At 71.9% G+C, this 18,612-nt stretch carries 14 protein-coding genes and 1 pseudogene; 9 read left to right on the forward strand and 6 right to left on the reverse strand.

Annotation, left to right across the window (positions count from 1 at the left end; genetic code table 11):
• Positions 1-826, forward strand: a pseudogene (locus tag ACTOQ1_RS16880) (phospholipid carrier-dependent glycosyltransferase); the annotation flags it as partial.
• Here ACTOQ1_RS16880 and ACTOQ1_RS16885 read toward each other — a convergent pair.
• Complete coding sequence (locus tag ACTOQ1_RS16885; protein ID WP_440068150.1) at positions 774-2,591, reverse strand: hypothetical protein; 1,818 nt, start codon at positions 2,589-2,591, stop codon at positions 774-776. The pseudogene ACTOQ1_RS16880 and the gene ACTOQ1_RS16885 sit on opposite strands and share 53 nt — an antisense overlap.
• A 101-nt stretch (positions 2,592-2,692) precedes the next feature.
• Between ACTOQ1_RS16885 and ACTOQ1_RS16890 the strand changes: the two genes are divergently transcribed.
• The 3 genes from ACTOQ1_RS16890 (at position 2,693) to ACTOQ1_RS16900 (ending at position 6,934) form a co-directional block, all read left to right on the forward strand.
• Entirely contained in the window at positions 2,693-3,964 is a 1,272-nt protein-coding gene (locus tag ACTOQ1_RS16890; RefSeq protein WP_440068152.1) for a glycosyltransferase, read from the forward strand.
• Positions 3,965-4,109: 145 nt separating this feature from the next.
• Entirely contained in the window at positions 4,110-5,891 is a 1,782-nt protein-coding gene (metG, locus tag ACTOQ1_RS16895) for a methionine--tRNA ligase (RefSeq protein WP_440068153.1), read from the forward strand.
• A 182-nt stretch (positions 5,892-6,073) separates the two neighbouring features.
• Positions 6,074-6,934, forward strand: coding sequence for a TatD family hydrolase (locus ACTOQ1_RS16900; protein ID WP_440068154.1), 861 nt, complete (start codon positions 6,074-6,076; stop codon positions 6,932-6,934).
• Positions 6,935-6,969: 35 nt separating this feature from the next.
• Here the strand turns inward: ACTOQ1_RS16900 and ACTOQ1_RS16905 are convergent, their stop codons facing one another.
• The 4 genes from ACTOQ1_RS16905 to ACTOQ1_RS16920 all read right to left on the reverse strand — a co-directional run bounded on the left by ACTOQ1_RS16905 (position 6,970) and on the right by ACTOQ1_RS16920 (position 11,838).
• A complete protein-coding gene (locus ACTOQ1_RS16905; RefSeq protein ID WP_440068155.1) occupies positions 6,970-7,371 on the reverse strand; it encodes a zinc ribbon domain-containing protein in 402 nt (133 codons plus the stop codon).
• Positions 7,361-8,251 (reverse strand): IS607 family element RNA-guided endonuclease TnpB, encoded by an 891-nt coding sequence (gene tnpB / locus ACTOQ1_RS16910; protein WP_440068157.1) that lies wholly within the window; start codon positions 8,249-8,251, stop codon positions 7,361-7,363. The genes ACTOQ1_RS16905 and tnpB overlap by 11 nt, the downstream gene beginning before the upstream one ends.
• Positions 8,252-8,320: 69 nt before the next feature.
• A complete protein-coding gene (locus tag ACTOQ1_RS16915; RefSeq protein ID WP_440068159.1) occupies positions 8,321-9,760 on the reverse strand; it encodes a hypothetical protein in 1,440 nt (479 codons plus the stop codon).
• Positions 9,757-11,838, reverse strand: a complete 2,082-nt coding sequence (locus ACTOQ1_RS16920; protein WP_440068161.1) for a protein kinase domain-containing protein — start codon at positions 11,836-11,838, stop codon at positions 9,757-9,759. Before ACTOQ1_RS16920 ends, ACTOQ1_RS16915 begins: the two co-directional genes overlap by 4 nt.
• A gap of 225 nt (positions 11,839-12,063) precedes the next feature.
• Here ACTOQ1_RS16920 and rsmA point away from each other — a divergent pair, with 225 nt between their 5' ends.
• The 3 genes from rsmA to ACTOQ1_RS16935 all read left to right on the forward strand — a co-directional run bounded on the left by rsmA (position 12,064) and on the right by ACTOQ1_RS16935 (position 15,786).
• Entirely contained in the window at positions 12,064-12,936 is an 873-nt protein-coding gene (gene rsmA, locus ACTOQ1_RS16925; protein WP_440068163.1) for a 16S rRNA (adenine(1518)-N(6)/adenine(1519)-N(6))-dimethyltransferase RsmA, read from the forward strand.
• 90 nt (positions 12,937-13,026) lie between these two features.
• Positions 13,027-13,929, forward strand: a complete 903-nt coding sequence (locus tag ACTOQ1_RS16930; RefSeq protein ID WP_440068165.1) for a 4-(cytidine 5'-diphospho)-2-C-methyl-D-erythritol kinase — start codon at positions 13,027-13,029, stop codon at positions 13,927-13,929.
• A 45-nt stretch (positions 13,930-13,974) separates the two neighbouring features.
• Positions 13,975-15,786: an ABC-F family ATP-binding cassette domain-containing protein gene (locus ACTOQ1_RS16935; RefSeq protein ID WP_440068166.1), complete on the forward strand. Its 1,812-nt coding sequence runs from the start codon at positions 13,975-13,977 to the stop codon at positions 15,784-15,786.
• 71 nt (positions 15,787-15,857) lie between these two features.
• Here the strand turns inward: ACTOQ1_RS16935 and ACTOQ1_RS16940 are convergent, their stop codons facing one another.
• The gene (locus tag ACTOQ1_RS16940) at positions 15,858-16,346 is read right to left on the reverse strand and encodes a MarR family winged helix-turn-helix transcriptional regulator (RefSeq protein ID WP_440068590.1); all 489 of its coding nucleotides are present in this window, start codon (positions 16,344-16,346) and stop codon (positions 15,858-15,860) included.
• Positions 16,347-16,555: 209 nt separating this feature from the next.
• Here ACTOQ1_RS16940 and ACTOQ1_RS16945 point away from each other — a divergent pair, with 209 nt between their 5' ends.
• Both ACTOQ1_RS16945 and ACTOQ1_RS16950 read left to right on the forward strand, forming a co-directional pair.
• Entirely contained in the window at positions 16,556-17,320 is a 765-nt protein-coding gene (locus ACTOQ1_RS16945) for a trans-aconitate 2-methyltransferase (RefSeq protein WP_440068168.1), read from the forward strand.
• Positions 17,321-17,380: 60 nt separating this feature from the next.
• Positions 17,381-18,610 (forward strand): MFS transporter, encoded by a 1,230-nt coding sequence (locus tag ACTOQ1_RS16950; protein WP_440068170.1) that lies wholly within the window; start codon positions 17,381-17,383, stop codon positions 18,608-18,610.
• Positions 18,611-18,612: the final 2 nt, after the last annotated feature.

An 18,612-nucleotide genomic window follows, 5' to 3' on the forward strand; every position in this document is an offset into this window, starting at 1 on the left:
CCTGGTCGCCTTCGCGGTGATGTCCCTGGTCTGGGACGCCGGGGCCCGCCGCGCGATCGGCCTGCGCAAGCCGTACGTGGGGGCGCTGAACAGGGACCTGACCGGCGCCGTGCTGGCGATGGGCCTGCTGCCCGTGGTCACCTACGTCGTCTCCTGGGCCGGCTGGTTCGCCTCGCCGCTGGGCTGGGGCCGCAACTGGGTGCAGGCGACCTCGCAGGGCCCGGGGTTCTTCGTCTTCGACTCGCTGCGGTCGTGGCTGAGCTACCAGATGCAGGTGCTGGGCTTCCACACCGGGCTGGCGACCCCGCACAACTACCAGTCCGACCCCTGGACCTGGCCGCTGCTGCTGCGCCCGGTGGCGTTCCACTATCCGCCGAACAAGACCGGGTGCGGCGCCGACAGCTGCGCCGAGGCGGTGCTCGGGGTCGGCACCCCGGTCATCTGGTACGGGGGTCTCGCCGCCCTCATCGCCATGATCGCCTGGTACGTCGCCACCCGCGACTGGCGCGCCGGGACCGTGCTCCTCGGCTACGCCGCCGGCTGGCTCCCCTGGTTCTACTACGCCCTCGCCGACAACCGCACCATGTATCTCTTCTACGCGATCACGATGCTCCCCTTCATGATCCTCGCGTTGACCCTGGTCGCCGGGCTGATCATCGGACGGGCGGACGCCGCGCCCAACCGCAGGGCGACGGGGGCCGCGGTCGTCGGGGCCTTCACGCTCCTCGCGCTGATCAATCTCGGGTGGCTCTACCCGGTGCTCGTCGCCGAGCTCATCCCGCACTCCCAGTGGTGGGCGCGGATGCTGTTCCGGAGCTGGGTGTGACGGGACCGGGTGTGCCGGGGCCGGGCGGGGCGGAATCCGGCGTGCCGGGATCGGTCGTGACGGGATCGCTCGTGCCGGCATCGGGCGCGCCGGGGGCGGTCGCGCCTGGAGCGGTCGCGACGGGGCCGTCCGTGACGGCGGGCGGCTCGGTCGTGGCCGGCGCGGTCGCGGGCGGCGCGGCGGGGCCGATCATGATCGTGCCGGTCGGGACGTCGCCGGGAATGACGGCGTCGGACGTGACGTCGCCGGGTGCCACGGTGGTGGGGGGCACGGTGGCGGCGGGCCTGGAGAACCCGTGGCGCAGCGAGATCGCCGCCGCCAGGCACGCCAGCGGCACCGCGGGCAGCAGGTAGCGGTAGTCGAACTCGGCCGTCGCCGCCGGGGCCAGGATGAGCCCGAACGCCGCCAGCCACGGCAGCAGCACGGCCCCGCCCAGCCTGCGCCAGCGCGCCGCCACCCCGGCCAGGCCGACCAGCAGCAGCGCGCCGAGCACGATGCCGGGCAGCCGGACGACGCGCTGGTAGCCCTGCAGGAAGGTGGCCCACGGGTCGTTGAGGTCGGTGCCGATCACGCGCTGCTTGTCCTGGATCCGCGCGACCCGCAGGCCCGGGTCGTACTTGCGCGCGTCGGTGTCGGTGTTGCCCTGGTACGACGACCAGGCGGGCAGGACCTTGGTCGTCGGCGGGAACTCGTACTGCAGGTAGGTCTGAGCGTCGGGGAAGCGCGGCCTGCCCCAGTGGAAGGCGCGGAAGAAGTCGCCGGCCACGGTGCCGAGATAGTCCGTCGGCTGGGACAGGATGGCCCGCTGGGCGAACGTGCCCGCGGTCTTGTTCATCTCAGGGGTGAACGTGCTGCCCACCCCGAAGGCGTGGAAGCGCTGGCCGTTCTGCGCCCACCAGAGATACTTCTGCCCGGAGAAGTGGCGCTCGCTCGGTGGCGCGCTGATGCACAGCAGCGCCAGCTCCAGCTCCTCGCGCGGATCGACCTTCATCTTCGTGCAGTCGGCGAAGAGCGACGTCCGCATGTAGAGGATCGCGCCGTCGCTGTTGGTCATCGCGAAGTTGCCGTGCGCCGAGGCGAACCAGGCCATGTAGCCGACCACCGGGAGGGCGCACGCGGTGATCATCGCCGCGATCGTCTTCCAGGCCGTGCGCTTGACCAGCAGGTAGACCACGACCAGCGCGAGGATCGGCAGGCCGATGGACCGGGTCAGGGCGGTCAGCGCCAGCATCAGCCCGATCACCGCGCCGAGCCGCCATGACATCCGCCGGTGCCAGAGCACCAGCGTGATCACGCCCACGACCAGCAGCATGAACATCACGTCGGACATGATCAGGTGTTCGAGCTGGATCTGGTACGCGTCGAACAGCACCGGCACCGCGGCCAGCGTCGCCCCCCAGCCGGGCAGCCCGAACCTGCCGCGCAGCAGGGTGTAGATCAGGACCGCGATGCCCAGGCCCATCAGATGCTGGATGAAGGCCACCAGCGCGAAGCTGTGCAGGGGCCTCAGCAGCAGGAGCAGGAAGGAGTAGCCGTTCGGGCGCAGGGCGCTGGGACGGCTCGGGTTGACGGCCCCCGAGACGTACTCGTAGGAGTCGTTGAACCACAGGGCCGGGCCGTAGCCGAGCATGGTGACCACGCGCAGCAGGAACGCCAGCGCGAGGGCGGCCACGAAGAGGCGATGCCGGAAGAGGAAGGCTCGCAGGCGAGCGCCCCGCTCGGGCGGAAGAGCGTCCAGGCGAGGGCGGTCGGCGACGGTCACCATGCATTACAGGATGCCAGCCGTTTCAGGGAGTTGACCCGGGCAGGGGACTGTAGAGGGCATCATGGTGAGATTGGCTTGTGCAGTGAGTGAAGGGTTGAGACGTGGAACTGACCGTGGTCATGCCTTGCTTGAACGAGGCGGAGACCGTGGAGACCTGCGTACGCAAGGCGCTCGCCTGCATGCGGGAGCACGGGATCGACGGGGAAGTCCTGATCGCCGACAACGGCAGCACGGACGGCTCGCAGCAGCTCGCGCGCGAGGCCGGGGCCCGGGTCGTGCACGTCGACGCCAAGGGATACGGCAACGCGCTGATGGGGGGCATCCGCGCGGCGCGCGGCCGCTACGTCATCATGGGCGACGCGGACGACTCCTACGACTTCACGGCGCTGCTGCCCTTCGTCGAGCAGCTCCGTGACGGTGCCGACCTGGTGATGGGCAACCGGTTCAAGGGCGGCATCGCGCCGGGCGCCATGCCCCCGCTCCACCGCTACCTGGGCAACCCGGTGCTCTCCTTCATCGGCCGCCTGTTCTTCCCCAGCGCGATCGGCGACTTCCACTGCGGCCTGCGCGGCTTCCGTCGCGACTCCATCCTGCGGCTCGGCCTGCAGACCGGCGGCATGGAGTTCGCCAGCGAGATGGTGGTCCGCTCGACCCTGTCCGGGCTGGACGTGCGCGAGGTGCCCACCACGCTGTCGCCCGACGGCCGCTCCCGCCCGCCGCACCTGCGCTCCTGGCGCGACGGCTGGCGCCACCTGCGCTTCCTGATGCTCTACAGCCCCCGCTGGCTGTTCTTCATCCCCGGCCTGGTCCTGATGACCCTCGGCCTGGTCGCGGGCGCCGCCCTCACCTTCGGCCCGGTCTACATCGGCAAGCTCGCCTTCGACGTCGACACCCTGGTCGGAGCCTCGGCCATGGTGGTGATCGGCTTCCAGGCGTCGCTGTTCGCCCTGTTCACCAAGGTGTACGCCGCCGAGGAGGGCTTCCTGCCGGAAGACCGCAGGGTGCGCAAGCTCGTCGACATCGTGAGCCTGGAGAAGGGCCTGATCGTCGGCGGGCTGCTCGCCCTGGGCGGCCTGGGCGGCCTGGTCGCCTCGCTGGTCCACTGGCAGACGCGCAGCTTCGGCCCGCTGATCCCGTCGGAGTCGCTGCGCATCGTCGTGCCCTCGGCCACCGCGCTGATCGTGAGCTTCCAGACGATCTTCGCGGCGCTGTTCATCAGCATCCTGGGCATCCGCCGTACCAAGGAGACGCCCATCGACGTGGCCGCCTCCGCCGCGGAGGAGGCCGCGGAGGCCGTCAGCCGCGCCGCCGCGGGCGACCCGGCGGACGCCCCCGTCGACGGTGCCACGCCGGCGGCCCCGCGGCTGCCGTGAGCGTCACGGCACTGCGGTCGCACGAGGTGACGCGGCGGCTGCCGTGAGCGCCGCGGCGGCTTCGGGAAAAGCTCCCGGAAAGTCGAGGACCGCGGAGAACCACGACAGCACCAAGGCCCGAGGCCGCGTCCCTTAGGCTTGCACCATGTCCCAGCACATCCTGACCGCGGTCGCCTGGCCATACGCCAACGGCCCCCGCCACATCGGGCACGTCTCCGGATTCGGCGTGCCGTCCGACGTCTTCAGCCGCTACCAGCGGATGGCGGGCAACAAGGTCCTCATGGTGAGCGGGACCGACGAGCACGGCACCCCGATCCAGGTCCAGGCCGACAAGGAGGGCCTCACCGCCCGCGAGCTCGCCGACCGCTACAACAGGGTGATCGTCGAGGACCTCCAGGCGCTGGGGCTCTCCTACGACCTGTTCACCCGGACCACCACGGAAAACCACTACGCGGTCACGCAGGAGATCTTCAAGGGACTCCACGCCAACGGCTATATCTTCCCCCAGACCACGATGGGCGCCATCTCGCCCTCCACCGGGCGCACCCTGCCCGACCGCTACATCGAGGGCACCTGCCCGATCTGCGGTTACGAGAGCGCCCGTGGCGACCAGTGCGACAACTGCGGCAACCAGCTCGACCCGATCCAGCTGATCGACCCGGTGAGCAAGGTCAACGGCGAGACGCCGATCTTCGTGGAGACCGAGCACTTCATGCTCGACCTGCCCGCGTTCGCCGAGGTCCTGGCGTCGTGGCTGTCCTCCAAGGAGGGCGACTGGCGGCCCAACGTGCTGAAGTTCGCCCTCAACATGCTCGGTGACATGCACCCCCGCGCGATCAGCCGCGACCTCGACTGGGGCGTGCCGATCCCGCTGGAGGGCTGGAACGACCAGGCCAACAAGCGGCTCTACGTCTGGTTCGACGCGGTCATCGGCTATCTCAGCGCCTCCATCGAGTGGGCCCGCCGCTCCGGCGACCCCGAGGCCTGGCGCCGGTGGTGGCAGGACCCCGAGGCCCTCGGCTACTACTTCATGGGCAAGGACAACATCGTCTTCCACGCGGAGATCTGGCCGGCGATGCTGCTCGGCTACAACGGCCAGGGCGCCCGTGACGGCGAGCCGGGCTCCCTCGGCGCGCTGAACCTGCCCTCCGAGGTCGTCTCCAGCGAGTTCCTCACGATGGAGGGGCGCAAGTTCTCCTCCTCCCGCTCGGTGGTCATCTACGTGCGCGACTTCCTGGAGCGCTACGACGCCGACGCGCTGCGCTACTACATCGCCGTGGCGGGCCCGGAGAACCAGGACACCGACTTCACCTGGTCGGAGTTCCTCAACCGCAACAACGGCGAGCTGGTGGCGGCCTGGGGCAACCTGGTGAACCGCTCGATCTCGATGGCCGCCAAGAACTTCGGGGTCATCCCCGAGGCGGGCGACCTCACCGACGCCGACCGCGCGATGCTGGAGCGCAGCCGCGCGGCCTTCCCGAAGGTCGCCACCGAGTTCGAGCACTGCCGCTTCAAGAACGCGACGAACGAGGCGTTCGAGGTCATCCGCGAGGCGAACCGGTACCTCGCCGAGCAGGAGCCCTGGAAGATCAAGGACGACCCCGCACGGGTGAAGACCATCCTGCACGTCGCCCTGCAGGTCGTGGACGACGCCAAGACGCTGCTCACCCCGGTCCTGCCCAACTCCTCCAACAAGATCTACGCGATGCTCGGCGGCACCGGCGTCTGGACGGGCATGCCGGAGATCCAGGAGGTCACCGACGACGACGGCAGGACCTACCCGATCATCACCGGCTCCTACGACGGCGCCGCGCGCTGGGAGTCGTCCCCGATCCGGGTGGGCTCCCCGCTCGCCCCGCCGACCCCGCTGTTCGTGAAGCTCGACCCGAAGATCGTCGAGGAGGAGCTGGCCCGCCTGGGCGAGTAGGACAGGCTCTCGCGGCCCGCACCCAGGGCCCTCGGCGGCCCGCGTCAAGACCTTCGGCGGTCCGCGACCAGGGTTCCTCCAAGCGGTCACCAGGGCTCTTCGCGTTCCGCGACCAGGGTTCTCAGCGGCCCGCGCCCGGCACCGGGCGCGGGCCGCACCGGCTTCTCGGTAGGTTGGACGCCGTGAGCACGCCGAAGCTTCCCGACGCACCCAGGCCGCTGCCGGCAGAGGTGTTCGACAGCCACTGCCACCTGGACATCATGGTGGGCAACCGCCAGGCGTCCTCGGGGGATCCGGTCGCCCAGGCCGCGCAGGCGGCCCGGGCGAGCGTCGAGGGCATCCTCGACGAGGCCCGCGCCGTCGGCGTGACGCGGCTCGTCACGATCGGCTACGACCTGCCGTCCTCGCGCTGGAACGCCGAGACGGCCGCCCTCCACGCGGACGTCTACGCCGGGGTGGCCATCCACCCCAACGAGGCGCACGCCTCGACGCCGGAGACCCTCGCCGAGATCGAGCGGCTGGCCCGCCTGCCCCACGTCAGGGCGGTGGGGGAGACCGGTCTCGACTACTACCGCGACTGGGCGTCGAAGGACGACCAGCACGCCAGCTTCCGCGCGCACATCGAGATCGCCAAGCGGACCGGCAAGGCCCTGGTGATCCACGACCGCGAGGCCCACGACGACGTGCTGCGTGTGCTGGCCGAGGAGGGCGCTCCCGAGGTCGTGGTGTTCCACAGCTTCTCCGGTGACGCCGAGATGGCGAAGCGGTGCGTCGCCGCCGGATATTTCATGTCGTTCTCCGGGCCGGTCACCTACAAGAACGCCGCCTACCTCCGCGAGGCCGCGCGGGTCGCGCCGAGGGAGCTGATCCTCGTCGAGACCGACGCGCCCTACCTGCCGCCCACCCCCCACCGGGGCAAACCCAACGCGCCCTACCTCATACCGCTCACGCTGCGCTGCCTCGCCGAGGTCAAGGCGGCCGACCTCACCGAGCTCGCCACCGCCATCAGCGCCAACGGGGAGACCGTCTTCGGCTCCTGGTGACCGTTGCTTGTGAGTGTGCTGTGGTGAGCGCGCTCTCAGGCAGCTTCCGGCTTGCGCCGGAGCGTTCCCCGTTTCCGGGGTTCCCGTTTCGCCGGTGCGCGCCCGGCACGGGTGCCGGGTCCTACCGCTCCTCCACGGGCGTTTCGCGTCTTTCCGCGACTCTGGGCGACGTCGGCCGCGAGCGCGGCCAGATTCAGCGCGGCATTGAGGTCCCGGTCGGCGACCAGGCCGCACCCGGCGCAGGTGTAGGTGCGTTCGGACAGGGCGAGCTTGGCTTTCACCGCGCCGCAACCCGAACAGGTCTTACTGGAGGGATACCACCGGTCGGCGACGACGAGCCGCCCGCCGCTCCATGCGGTTTTGTAGGACAGCTGCCGCCGCACCTCGGCCAGGCCGACATCGGCGACGGCGCGGGCCAGGCGACGGTTACGGACCATCCCGGAGAATGGTGAGGTCTTCGACCACCACCGTGCCCCAGGTGGCCGCCAGGCGGCTGGTGAGCTTATGCAGGCCGTCGCGCCGCTGGTTGGCCACCCGGGCGTGTGCCCTGCCCAGCGCGGCCTTGGCCTTGACCCAGCGGGCGGAGGGCTCGCGCCTGCCACCGTCCGGGGCGCGGGGGCCGACGCGGCGGGCGAGCTGCTTGTTCAGCTTGCGCAGCCGCTTGAGCGCCGAGCGGTGATGCCTGGGGTTGGCGATGACCTCGCCGGTGGACAGCACCGCGAGGTCTTTGACCCCGAGATCCACGCCGACCACGGCCTCCGGCCTGGCCACAACTCGTTCGGCACGGTCGAACTCGCAGGTGAACGCGACGAACCACCGCCCTCCCTCGCATCGGACGGTGGCCGACAGGATCCGCCCCGTGCCGCGCTCCAGGTGGCGGGCGAGTTTCCGGGTGGATTCGTGGGTGCGGATGGTGCCCAGGCGGGGCAGCGTCACGTGGCGGCGGTCGGCCTCCACCCGGATCGCGCCGGTGGTGAACCGGCACGAAGGGGTGGTGCGGTGCTTGGACCTGAACCGGGGAAACCCGATCTTCTTGCCCGCCCGCGTGCCGTTGCGGGAGGCCGCCCAGTTCTTCAACGCCCGTGCCAGGTTGTCCAGGCCGCTGGTGTAGGCCTCTTTGGAGTGCTCGGCCCACCACGGCGCGACGTCGCCCTTGGCGGTGTTCTCGGCGGTGTTCCACGCCCGGCGCAGGCCGTACAGCGACCACGGCACCTCGGTCAGCATCTCATCGGCGATGTCGTAGGACTGCTCGGCCGCGCGCTGGTTCATCGCGGCCTTGATGCGGGCCAGGCCCCAGTTGAAGGCGAACCGGCCCACGGCGGCGCCGGAGCCGGTCCGGAGCCGAAGCCCGGGAGCCCGCGCCCACGGCGACCGGGGCCGGAGACCTCAGCCCACGGCGGCGCCGAAGTCGGCGGAGGCGGCGCCTTCGAGGGCGGGGATCTTTCCGGTGCCCGGCGAGAGCGGAAGGCCCTCGGTGTCGTTGCGGCCCAGCAGGACGACCGCTCCTGCGCCTCCCCTGTCGGGCACCCCGACGACCAGCCGGTTGCCGCTGAACCCGACCGACCAGCCGAAGTGGTCGCCCGCCTCGCTCTGGGTGACCAGTGTGCCCGCGTCCGGCTCGCCCATCGTGATCAGTCGCACGCCGCCCTGCTCGCCGGTGCCGTCGAAGGGCACGCCCACGGCGAGCCTGATCTCTCCCGCGCCCTCGCCGGTGAAGGCCAGCGAGAATCCGTAGCCCTCGCCCTGGGTCCCTTCCTCGCCCTGGTGGAGGGTGGCGATCGGGTTGATCTCCTGGGCGTCGGAGGACTGGAACAGCTGGACGAGGCCGGAGTCCTTCACCTCCCCGCCGTCGCCGAGCGGGGCGCTCACCGCGAGGTAGCCGACGTCCCCCTGCTCGGCGTAGGCCATCGCGTAGCCGAACCGGTCGCCCTCCTGGGACCTGGCCACCTCACGAAGGTCCCACTTCCTGCTCCCGTACTCCTCCTTGGCCTCGCGCACGTCGTAGATCACCGCGATCGACCCCGAGTCGAGCTTGCCCGCGCCGACCTGGCGCCCCGCCCCGTCGTCGTTCTCGTACGGCACGCCGACCGCGAGATCCGGCTCGTCCGGGGTGCCGCCGAGCCTGCCGATCGCCAGTGACCAGCCGAACATGTCGCCGACCTCGCCGTTGCCCGAGATGCCCTCGGTCTCCTGGGAGATCCGCCGGCCCGTGCCGAGCGTCGCGGCGTCGAACAGGTGGACCGCGCCGGAGTCGGCCGTGCCCTCGGCGTTCTCGTGCGGGGCTCCGACCGCCACCAGCGTCCCGCCGGAGGCCAGGGACCAGCCGAAGTGGGCGTCCGCCTCCGGCTCGGCGGAGACCAGGCGGACCGTCCTGCCCCGGGGGCCGCCGTACACCACGTAGACCGCGCCCGCGTCCGTACGACCCGCCACGTCCGCGTACGGGGCGCCGACGATCAGGTCCGCGCAGCCGTCGCCGTCGACCTTGGCCAGCCGCACCGACCATCCGAAGGCGTCCCCCGCCTTCGTCTCGGGGGCGGTCACGGCCTTCCCGCTCTCTCCCCGGCCGAACAGCACGTGGACGGCTCCCGCACCGGTCAGCCCGCCGGGGTTGGCGAAGGGGTCGCCGACCGCGGAGTCCTCCAGGCCGTCGCCGTCGAAGTCGCTCACGCCCGCCCCGGTGCAGTCGGCGGGCGAGGTGGGCGAGGCGGCCGAAGCGGTGCCGGATCCGGCCGTGAGGGGCCTGGCGGACGCGGTGAGCGTCTCGGCGGCCCCGGTGGCGGGGAGCGCGATCGCGGCCGTCGCCGCGAGGGAGAGCAGCAGCCTCAAGACAGTCTCACCTCGATGGTCCTGCCTTCTTTGATCATTACACCGGTCAGCTTGGCGGGCTTGCGGGCCGGGGGAAGATCGAAGACCAGGAGGGCCTCCGCCTTCGTCCCGGGGGGCAGGGCGGCGGGCAGGGCCGTCGACACCCTCTCGGGGGAGTGCGTCGCGCCGCGATCGTCGATCAGGGTGATCGCGTCGCTGTCGCCGAGCTGGACCTGCTCCCCGCCGGTGTTGATCAGCGTCAGCGGGACCGTGCAGAACCGCCCCTTCGCCGGGGTGGCGTTCCGGTAGGAGGTGAGCCCGCAGGCCGGGGTGCGCGGGACGATCAGCCGCGGATCCTCGAGGAAGGAGCCGGTCGTGATCGTGCGGCCCACGTCGCCGGCGCCGGTCCCGGCGAGGTCGCCGGTGTCGCCGGTGGTGCCCGTGGTGCCCGTCCGCGCCTGACCCTGGCCGTTCGGGTTTCCCCCGGGGATGTTCAACAGGACGACGACCGTGACGGCCAGCGCCACGAGCACGGCCAGTCCGGCGAACAGCCAGCGCCGCCGGGGCGCCGAGCCCTTCGCGTCCGGCGTGTCCGATCCAGGCGGGACCTGGAAGCCGGACGCGGGCGACTGGGGCGACGGGGACGACGGGGGCAGGGTGGGGACCTGACCCGGTGCCTGATCCTGCGCCCCGCCCTGCGCCTGACCGTACGCCGGGGCGTGGAAGGGGGTCGTGAACGGGCGCGACGGTGACGTCGTGGGCTCGGCCCGCATGGGGTACGGGAGCGGATTCTGTGGTGAGGTCCGCTCCGGCACCGCCAGGGACCCCGACGACCCCGGCGACCCCGGCGACCCCGACGACCCTGACGACCCCGGCGGTCCTGACGGCTCCGGCGGCGTGGTCGGCGAGGCCGGCGCCGTGCGGGGCGCCGGTGTCGTCCGGGACCCGGAGGGCGCCGGTGTCGTGGACGGGCCGGGCGCCGCGGTCTCCGGGGGCACGGACGTGAAGGCCGCCCCGGTGGTGGACGGGGCGGGGGCCGTGAACGGGGCCGGTACGGAGGACGAGTCCGCCGGACCCCGGGCGGGAATCGATCCGGGGATGGGCGTCGGTGCCGTGGCCGGGTCGGTGAACCCCGCCTCCAGGTTCAGCGCGCTGAGGGTCTGGGTGGAGTCGGGCTCCACGTTGGCGGGCGGCTCCCACGACTCGTTCAGCAGGTCGGTGGCGATCAGCGTGGGCGGGTCGACCCGGACGGGAGCCGGGGCGGCCGGTGCCGCGATCCCGCCGCCGACCAGGGCGATCAGCAGGTCCTGGGCGCTGGGCCGCTGGTAGGGGTCCATCTCGGTCGCGCGGCGCACCAGGTCGTTCAGCGGGGCGGGAAGCGCGCCCAGGTCGGGCGGGGTGGTGAGCAGCCGGGTGGCCATGGTCATCATGTCGCCCCGCCCGTAGGGGTGGCGGCCGTTGCCCGCGTACGCGACCATGCAGCCCCAGGCGAAGACGTCGGCGGCCGGGGTGATCTCCAGGCCGCGCACCTGCTCGGGGGCCCACCAGCCGGGGCTGCCGAGCACCTCGCCCGAGCGGGTGAAGCTGTGCGTGGAGTCGAGGGCCCTGGCGATGCCGAAGTCGATCACGCGGGGCCCCGACATGGACAGGATCACGTTGGCGGGCTTGAGGTCCCGGTGCACCAGTCCGGCGACGTGGATCGCGGCCAGCGCCGCCGCCACCCCCAGGGCCACGCCGTGCAGGGTGCCCTGTTCCAGGGCGCCGTGCTCGGTGATCTGGCGGGACAGCGGCGTGCCCGCGATGTACTCGGTGACCATGTACGGCCGGCCGTCGTCGTCGTTGCCGTTGTCCAGCACCTGCGCGGTACAGAACGAGGCCACCCGCCGGGCGTTCTCGACCTCCGTGTGGAACCTCGCCGCGAAGCCCTCCTCGACCGCGAACTCCGCCTTCACCACCTTGAGCGCGACCGGTCTCCCCGTCGGCGCCAGCGCCAGGTAAACGGTTCCCATCCCGCCCTCGCCGAGACGTCCGAGCAGGCGGTAACTCCCGATCTGCTCGGGGTCGGCGGGTCGCAGCCCCTCGACACCGGGCTGGTTCACGTCCTCTTCACCGGGAAGATTCCCTTTCTCACCGTTGGGCCCCCGTACGGCAACGTTATCCACAACGGAACCCCTCGCGCTTCATCGAGCGTCTTTGCATCGTCTTCGGTGCGGGAAACTGGTCGGATGGCATGGGAGAGCAACCTTGGGTGATCGAGACAAACGAGTCGAAGACCACGGCGGACCGGTGGATGCCGGGTTCAGACCGCCGTGCGGAGAATCAGCATGAACCTTCTTGGTCCTGCAGAAATACGTATTTTGGCGAACAAGCTCAACATTCGTCCCACAAAAAAGCTCGGACAGAACTTCGTGATCGACGCGGGCACGGTCCGCAAGATCGTGCGGGTGGCCGGGCTTGAGCCCGACGACGTCGTCATCGAGGTCGGTCCCGGGCTGGGGTCGCTCACGCTCGCGCTGCTTCCCGAGGTCCGCGGCGTGATCGCCGTGGAGATCGACCCCGTCCTCGCGGCCCAGCTCCCGCTGACCGTCGCCGAGCACGCCCCCGAGCTCGCGGACCGTCTCACCGTGGTGCTCGCCGACGCCATGCGCGTGCTGCCCGCGGAGCTGCCGGAGGAGAGGCCGACCGCGCTGGTCGCCAACCTCCCCTACAACGTGTCCGTTCCGGTGGTGCTGCACCTGCTGGAGACGCAGCCGTCGCTGAACAAGGTCCTGATCATGGTGCAGGCCGAGGTCGCCGACCGGCTGGCCGCGGCCCCGGGCTCCAAGGTGTACGGCATCCCCTCGGTCAAGGCCGCCTGGTACGCCGACGTCCGCCGGGCCGGTCCCGTCGGCCGTACGGTCTTCTGGCCGGTTCCCAACGTCGACTCCGGCCTGGTCGCGATGGTCCGGCGGGAACCGCCCACGACCGTGGCCACCCGCGAGGAGGTCTTCGCGGTGGTGGACGCCGCCTTCGCCCAGCGCCGCAAGACCCTCCGCGCCGCCCTCGCCTCCTGGGCGGGTACGGCCCCCGCGGCAGAGCGGGCGCTGCGGGCCGCGGGCATCGACCCCTCCGAGCGCGGTGAGCAGCTCACCGTCGAGGACTTCGCGCGAATCGCCGAGCACCGTACGACGGAAAGCGCGGCGGAAAGCGGTGTGTAGCGTGATTCACCGGCCGGTTTGTGTGCGCGGCGGAAGGATCCCGTTACGATCTGACGTCGTGACCAGTGAGCGAGCCCTGATGGGGGACGCATGAACTCCGTGACCGTCCGCGTGCCCGCGAAGGTCAACCTGCAGCTCGCCGTCGGGCCGCTGCGGGACGACGGCTACCACGACCTCGTCAACGTCTTCCACGCCGTCTCGATCTTCGACGAGGTCACGGCCACCGCGGAGACCGGGATGAGCGTCCGGGTGGAGGGCGAGTCCGCCGACCAGGTGCCGGAGGACCGCGACAACCTCGCGATCAGGGCCGCCCTCGCGCTGGCCGGGCACGCGGGCCGCTCGTACGGCGTGAACCTGCTCATCCGCAAGTCGATCCCGGTGGCGGGCGGCATGGCGGGCGGCAGCGCCGACGCCGCCGCGGCCCTGGTCGCCTGCAACGAGCTGTGGGGCCTCGGCCTGCCGGTCGAGGACCTGATGGAGATCGCCGCCGACCTCGGCAGCGACGTCCCGTTCGCGCTGCTCGGCGGTACGGCCGTCGGCACCGGCAGGGGCGAGCGGCTCACCCCGCTGGACATCGCGGGCACCTTCCACTGGGTGTTCGCGCTCGCCGACGGCGGCCTGTCCACGGCCACGGTCTACGCCGAGTGCGACCGCCTCCGCCAGGCGACCGGCGAGCGGGTCGCCTGGCCCCAGGCCGCCGAGCCGCTGCTGGCCGCGCTGCGCGAGGGGGACGCGGAGACCCTCGGCACCGAGCTCCGCAACGACCTGCAGCCCGCCGCGGTGATGCTGCGCGGGTCCCTGGCCCGCACCCTGGACGCCGGCCGCGAGCACGGGGCCCTCGGCTCGCTGGTCTCCGGCTCCGGGCCCACCTGCGCCTTCCTCGCCCGCTCCGAGGCCCACGCGGGTGAGCTGGCCGCCTCCCTGAAGGACGCCGGGGTGGCGCGCGACGTCATCACCGCGCACGGCCCCGTCCCCGGCCCGGTGATCGTGTAGTCGCGGGGGAGCGCGCCGGCCGGGAGCGGATACGCTTGGGAAGCGATGAATCTGGTCAATCTTGAGTCGGTCTCCCACTCCTACGGTCCCAAGCCCCTGCTCCGCGACGTCTCCCTCGGCATCGAGGTGGGCGACCGCATCGGCGTGGTCGGCCGCAACGGCGGCGGCAAGACCACCCTCATCTCGGTGATAGCCGGCGACCTCAAGCCGAACAGCGGACGGGTCACCCACAACCGGGGGCTCCAGGTGGGCTCGCTGTCGCAGGGCGATGATCTCGATCCGGCGCGGGCGGTGCGCGACATCGTCCTCGGCGACAGGTCCGAGCACGAGTGGGCGGGCGACGCGGGCATCCGCGAGATCCTCGCCAGCCTGCTCGGCGACATCGACCTGACGGCGCTCGCCGGGAGCCTGTCGGGCGGTGAGCGGCGCCGTACGGCCCTGGCCAAGCTGCTCATCGACGAGCACGACCTGATCATCCTGGACGAGCCGACCAACCACCTCGACATCGAGGCCATCGACTGGCTCGCCAGGCACCTGGCGGGCCGCAGGACGGCGCTGGTGGTCGTGACCCACGACCGGTGGTTCCTGGACGCGGTCTCCACCAGGACGTGGGAGGTCGTGGACGGCGCCGTCGAGCGCTACGAGGGCGGGTACGCCGCGTACGTGCTGGCCAAGGCCGAGCGCGCCCGGGTCGCGGCCTCCACCGAGGCCCGCCGCCAGAACCTGATGCGCAAGGAGATCGCCTGGCTCCGCCGGGGCCCGCCCGCGCGCACGTCCAAGCCCAAGTTCCGCATCGACGCCGCCCAGGCGCTGATCGCCGACGAGCCGCCCGCCAGGGAGAGCGTCGAGCTGGTCAAGTTCGCCGCCGCCCGGCTGGGCCGCACGGTCTACGACCTCGAGGACGTCACCCTGCACGCCGGGGGCCCCGGCCAGGGCCCGATGGTCCTCGACCACTCGACCTGGCAGTTCGGCCCCGGCGACCGGGTCGGCCTGATCGGCGTGAACGGCTCGGGCAAGTCCTCGCTGCTCCGCCTGCTCGCCGGTACCGTGCACCCCGACTCGGGCAGGCTGGTACGCGGCAAGACGGTCCGCCTGGCGCACCTGTCGCAGGAGCTGGGCGAGCTCGACCCGGAGCGCCGGGTGCTGGAGACCGTCGAGGAGGTCCGCAAGTTCATCCAGGTGGGCAAGAAGGAGTGGACGGCCTCCCAGCTGCTGGAACGCCTCGGCTTCAAGGGCGACGCGCAGTGGAAGGTCGTCGGCGACCTGTCCGGTGGCGAGCGGCGCCGCCTGCAGCTGCTCCGCCTCCTCATGGACGACCCCAACGTGCTGCTGCTCGACGAGCCGACCAACGACCTCGACATCGAGACGCTCAACGAGCTGGAGGACCTGCTCGACGGCTGGCCGGGCACGCTGATCCTGGTCAGCCACGACCGCTACTTCCTGGAGCGGGTCACCGACAGGACCGTCGCCCTGCTCGGCGACCGCAAGCTGTCGATGCTCCCCGGCGGGGTGGACGAATACCTGGCCCGGCGCGCCTCGGGGGCGGCCCTGTCCGCGCGGGCGGCGTCCGGCGCGGTGTCCGGCACGGCCTCGGCGACCTCGTCCACCGGCGCGAAGGAGACGGCCCCCGGCCTGTCCGCGAAGGACGAGCGCGACCTCCGCAAGGAGCTCTCCCGGATGGAGCGCCAGCTCGACAAGCTGAGTGGCCGGGAGGCGAAGCTGCACGCGTCCATGGCCGACGCCGCCGCCGACTACGAGCGGCTGGCCTCGCTCGACGCGCAGCTGAAGGAGATCCTCGCGGAGAAGGAGTCGATCGAGAGCGAGTGGCTGGAGCTGGCCGACCGCCTGGGCGAGTAGGCCGCGCGCTCCGGGCCCGTCCCGGAGCGCGGAAGGCCGAGGTTTGGATCTTCCTCGGGGGGCATAAGGGCTCAGCGCGCTCCGGTGTCGGTGGCGTCGAAAGGGACGAGCAGCGTGCGCAGCAGGTCCGAAAGGGCCTGCTGTTCGCGTTTTCCCAGGCCGGACAGGAGATCGCGCTCGCGGCGCAGCAGGTCGGAGAAGGCGCCGTCCACGCGCGTCCGCCCGGCGTCGGTCAGCGAGACCAGGACGCCGCGCCGGTCCTCGGGGTCGGGGCGCCGCCTGACCAGCCCGGCCGCGGCCAGCCGGTCGATCCGGTTGGTCATCGTCCCCGAGGTCACCAGCGTCGCGCGGAGCAGGGCTCCCGGGCTCATCTCGTACGGCTCCCCGGCCCGGCGCAGGGCGGTGAGCACGTCGAACTCCCAGGTCTCCAGGCCGTGCTCGGCGAAGGAGGCCCGGCGGGCGCGGTCGAGGTGGCGGGCGAGCCGGGAGACCCGGCTGAGCACCTGGAGCGGCTCCACGTCGAGATCGGGGCGTTCCTGACGCCAGGCGGCGACCAGCAGGTCGACCTCGTCCCTGTTGGAATCCCTGCCGAGGTCCCTGTCGAGCGCGCCGGCCGTGACGGTCTCGTCCTTCTCCTTCGCGGCGGCCGTGACGGTCTCGTCCTTCGCGGCGGACGGACGCCCGGACTCGTGGTCCGCGTGGTGCAGGGTCATGCCGCGAGTCTATCTGTCTTGACATCGAGATATCTTGCCGGATATCAATTGTCTTGATGTCAAGAGATATGTGGGATCCGGTGATCTACGGCCGCTACGCCGACGAGCGCTCGCGGCCGTTCTTCGATCTTGTTTCCAGGATAGCCGCGGAGCGCCCCGGCCACGTGGTCGACGCGGGCTGCGGCACCGGCGAGCTGACCGCCGAGCTCGCCAGGCGGTGGCCCGGCGCCCGCGTCCACGGGTTCGACTCCTCGCCCGCCATGATCGAGAAGGCCCCCGCGGGCGGCTCGCTGAGCTTCTCCGTCGACGACGTCACGCGGTGGCGCCCCGGGCACCCGGTCGACGTGATCGTGTCCAACGCCGTCCTGCAGTGGGTGCCCGAGCACCGCGAGCTGCTGCCGCGCTGGGTGGAGGCCCTCGCCCCCGGCGGCTGGCTCGCCTTCCAGGTCCCCGGCAACTTCGACGCCCCCAGCCACGCCCTGGTCCGCGAGCTGTGCCGGACGACGTGGCGCGACCGGCTCGGCGACCTGGTCCGTCCCTCCCCGGTCGACGACCCGGCCGCCTACCTCGACCTGCTCACCGGCCTGGGCTGCCGGGTGGACGCGTGGGAGACCACCTACCTGCACGTCCTCCCCGGCGACGACGCCGTGCTCACCTGGATCACCGGCACCGCCCTGCGCCCCGTGCTCGACCGCCTGGATCCCGCCGAGGCCGTCGCCTTCCTCGCCGACTGCGCCGCCCTGCTCCGCGAGGCCTACCCGCGCGGGCCGCACGGCACGGTCTTCCCCTTCCGCAGGGTCTTCGCGGTCGCCCGGAGATGACCCGCGGCCCCGAGGCCGGCTCCCGCCGGCGGTCCGAACGCGACGGATTCAGGTCCCGGTGTGACCGTCCGTGACAGCCCGGTACGTTCCTTCGGCGTCTTCTGGGGCGCGCAGACCCTTTCGGTGGCCGGTGACTCGTTCGCCCTCATCGCCGTTCCCCTGCTCATCCTGAACGTGACGGGATCCGTCGCGCAGATGGGACTGCTGACCGGTGTCTCGGGCGCGGCCTCGGTCGTCGCCGGAGTGTTCGCCGGGGTTCTCGTCGACCGGTTCGACCGGCGCACCCTGCTCATCGTCTGCGACCTCGTCAGGCTCGTCCTGTATGCGCTGATCCCGCTCGCCTGGACGACGGGACCGCGGATCTGGCTGCTCTACGTGGTGCTGCCGCTGGCCGAGGCCGTCGGCATGGTCTTCCAGGTCACCTACGTGACCGCGGTGCGCAACCTCGTCGGCGGGGAGCGCGTCACCGACGCCAACGGCAAGCTCTACGCGACCGCCGCCGCGGCGGGGATCCTCGGCCCGATGCTGGCCGGGGTGGTCGCCGGAAGGTTCGGCCTGACCGCCGCGATCGGCATCAACGCCGTGAGCTTCGCGGTGTCCGCGATCGGGGTCTGTCTGATCCGCATCCCCCGGGACACCGGCGGTCCCGCGGTGCTCGCCGTACGGGAGCGGCCGTGGCGCGAGCTCCTGGCCGGGGCGGTGTTCCTGTGGCGCCATCCGGTGCTGCGCGTGCTGACCGTCCTGCTGTCGTTCTTCGTCTTCCTGACGCTCGGGCTGACCGACCTCGTGATCTACCGGCTCAAGGGCGATCTGGGGCAGCCGGACTCCGCCGTCGGGGTTGTCCTCGGCATCGCCGCGGTCGGCACGGTGATCGGCTCCCTCCTGGTCGCGCGCCTGCGCGCGCGTGTGGGCTTCGGCCCCGCCTGGATCGGCGCGCACGCCGTGGCCGGACTCGCGATCGTCGGTGCCGGATTCGCGGGTTCCGTCTGGGGGATGGCCGTCATCGTGGCCCTCTACCTCGGCTGCGTGAGCGTCGCGGGGATCTGCTCCATGTCCCTGCGCCAGCAGGTGACCCCGGACCATCTGCTCGGGCGGGTCACCTCGGCGTTCTGGACCATCCACTTCTCCATGGGCCCCATCGGCGCCGCCGCCCTCACCTGGGGCGCGGCCCGCTTCGGCGCCACCCCGGTCTTCGTCCTCGCGGGCGTCTGCTGCCTGCTGATCGCGGTGGCCGCCCTCTTCACCCCCGTACGCCTGCGGCACCCGGAGAATGTGACCCCCGCCCCGTGACC

The sequence above is a fragment of the Streptosporangium sp. OZ121 genome, assembly GCF_051918885.1.
Lineage (GTDB): Bacteria > Actinomycetota > Actinomycetes > Streptosporangiales > Streptosporangiaceae > Streptosporangium.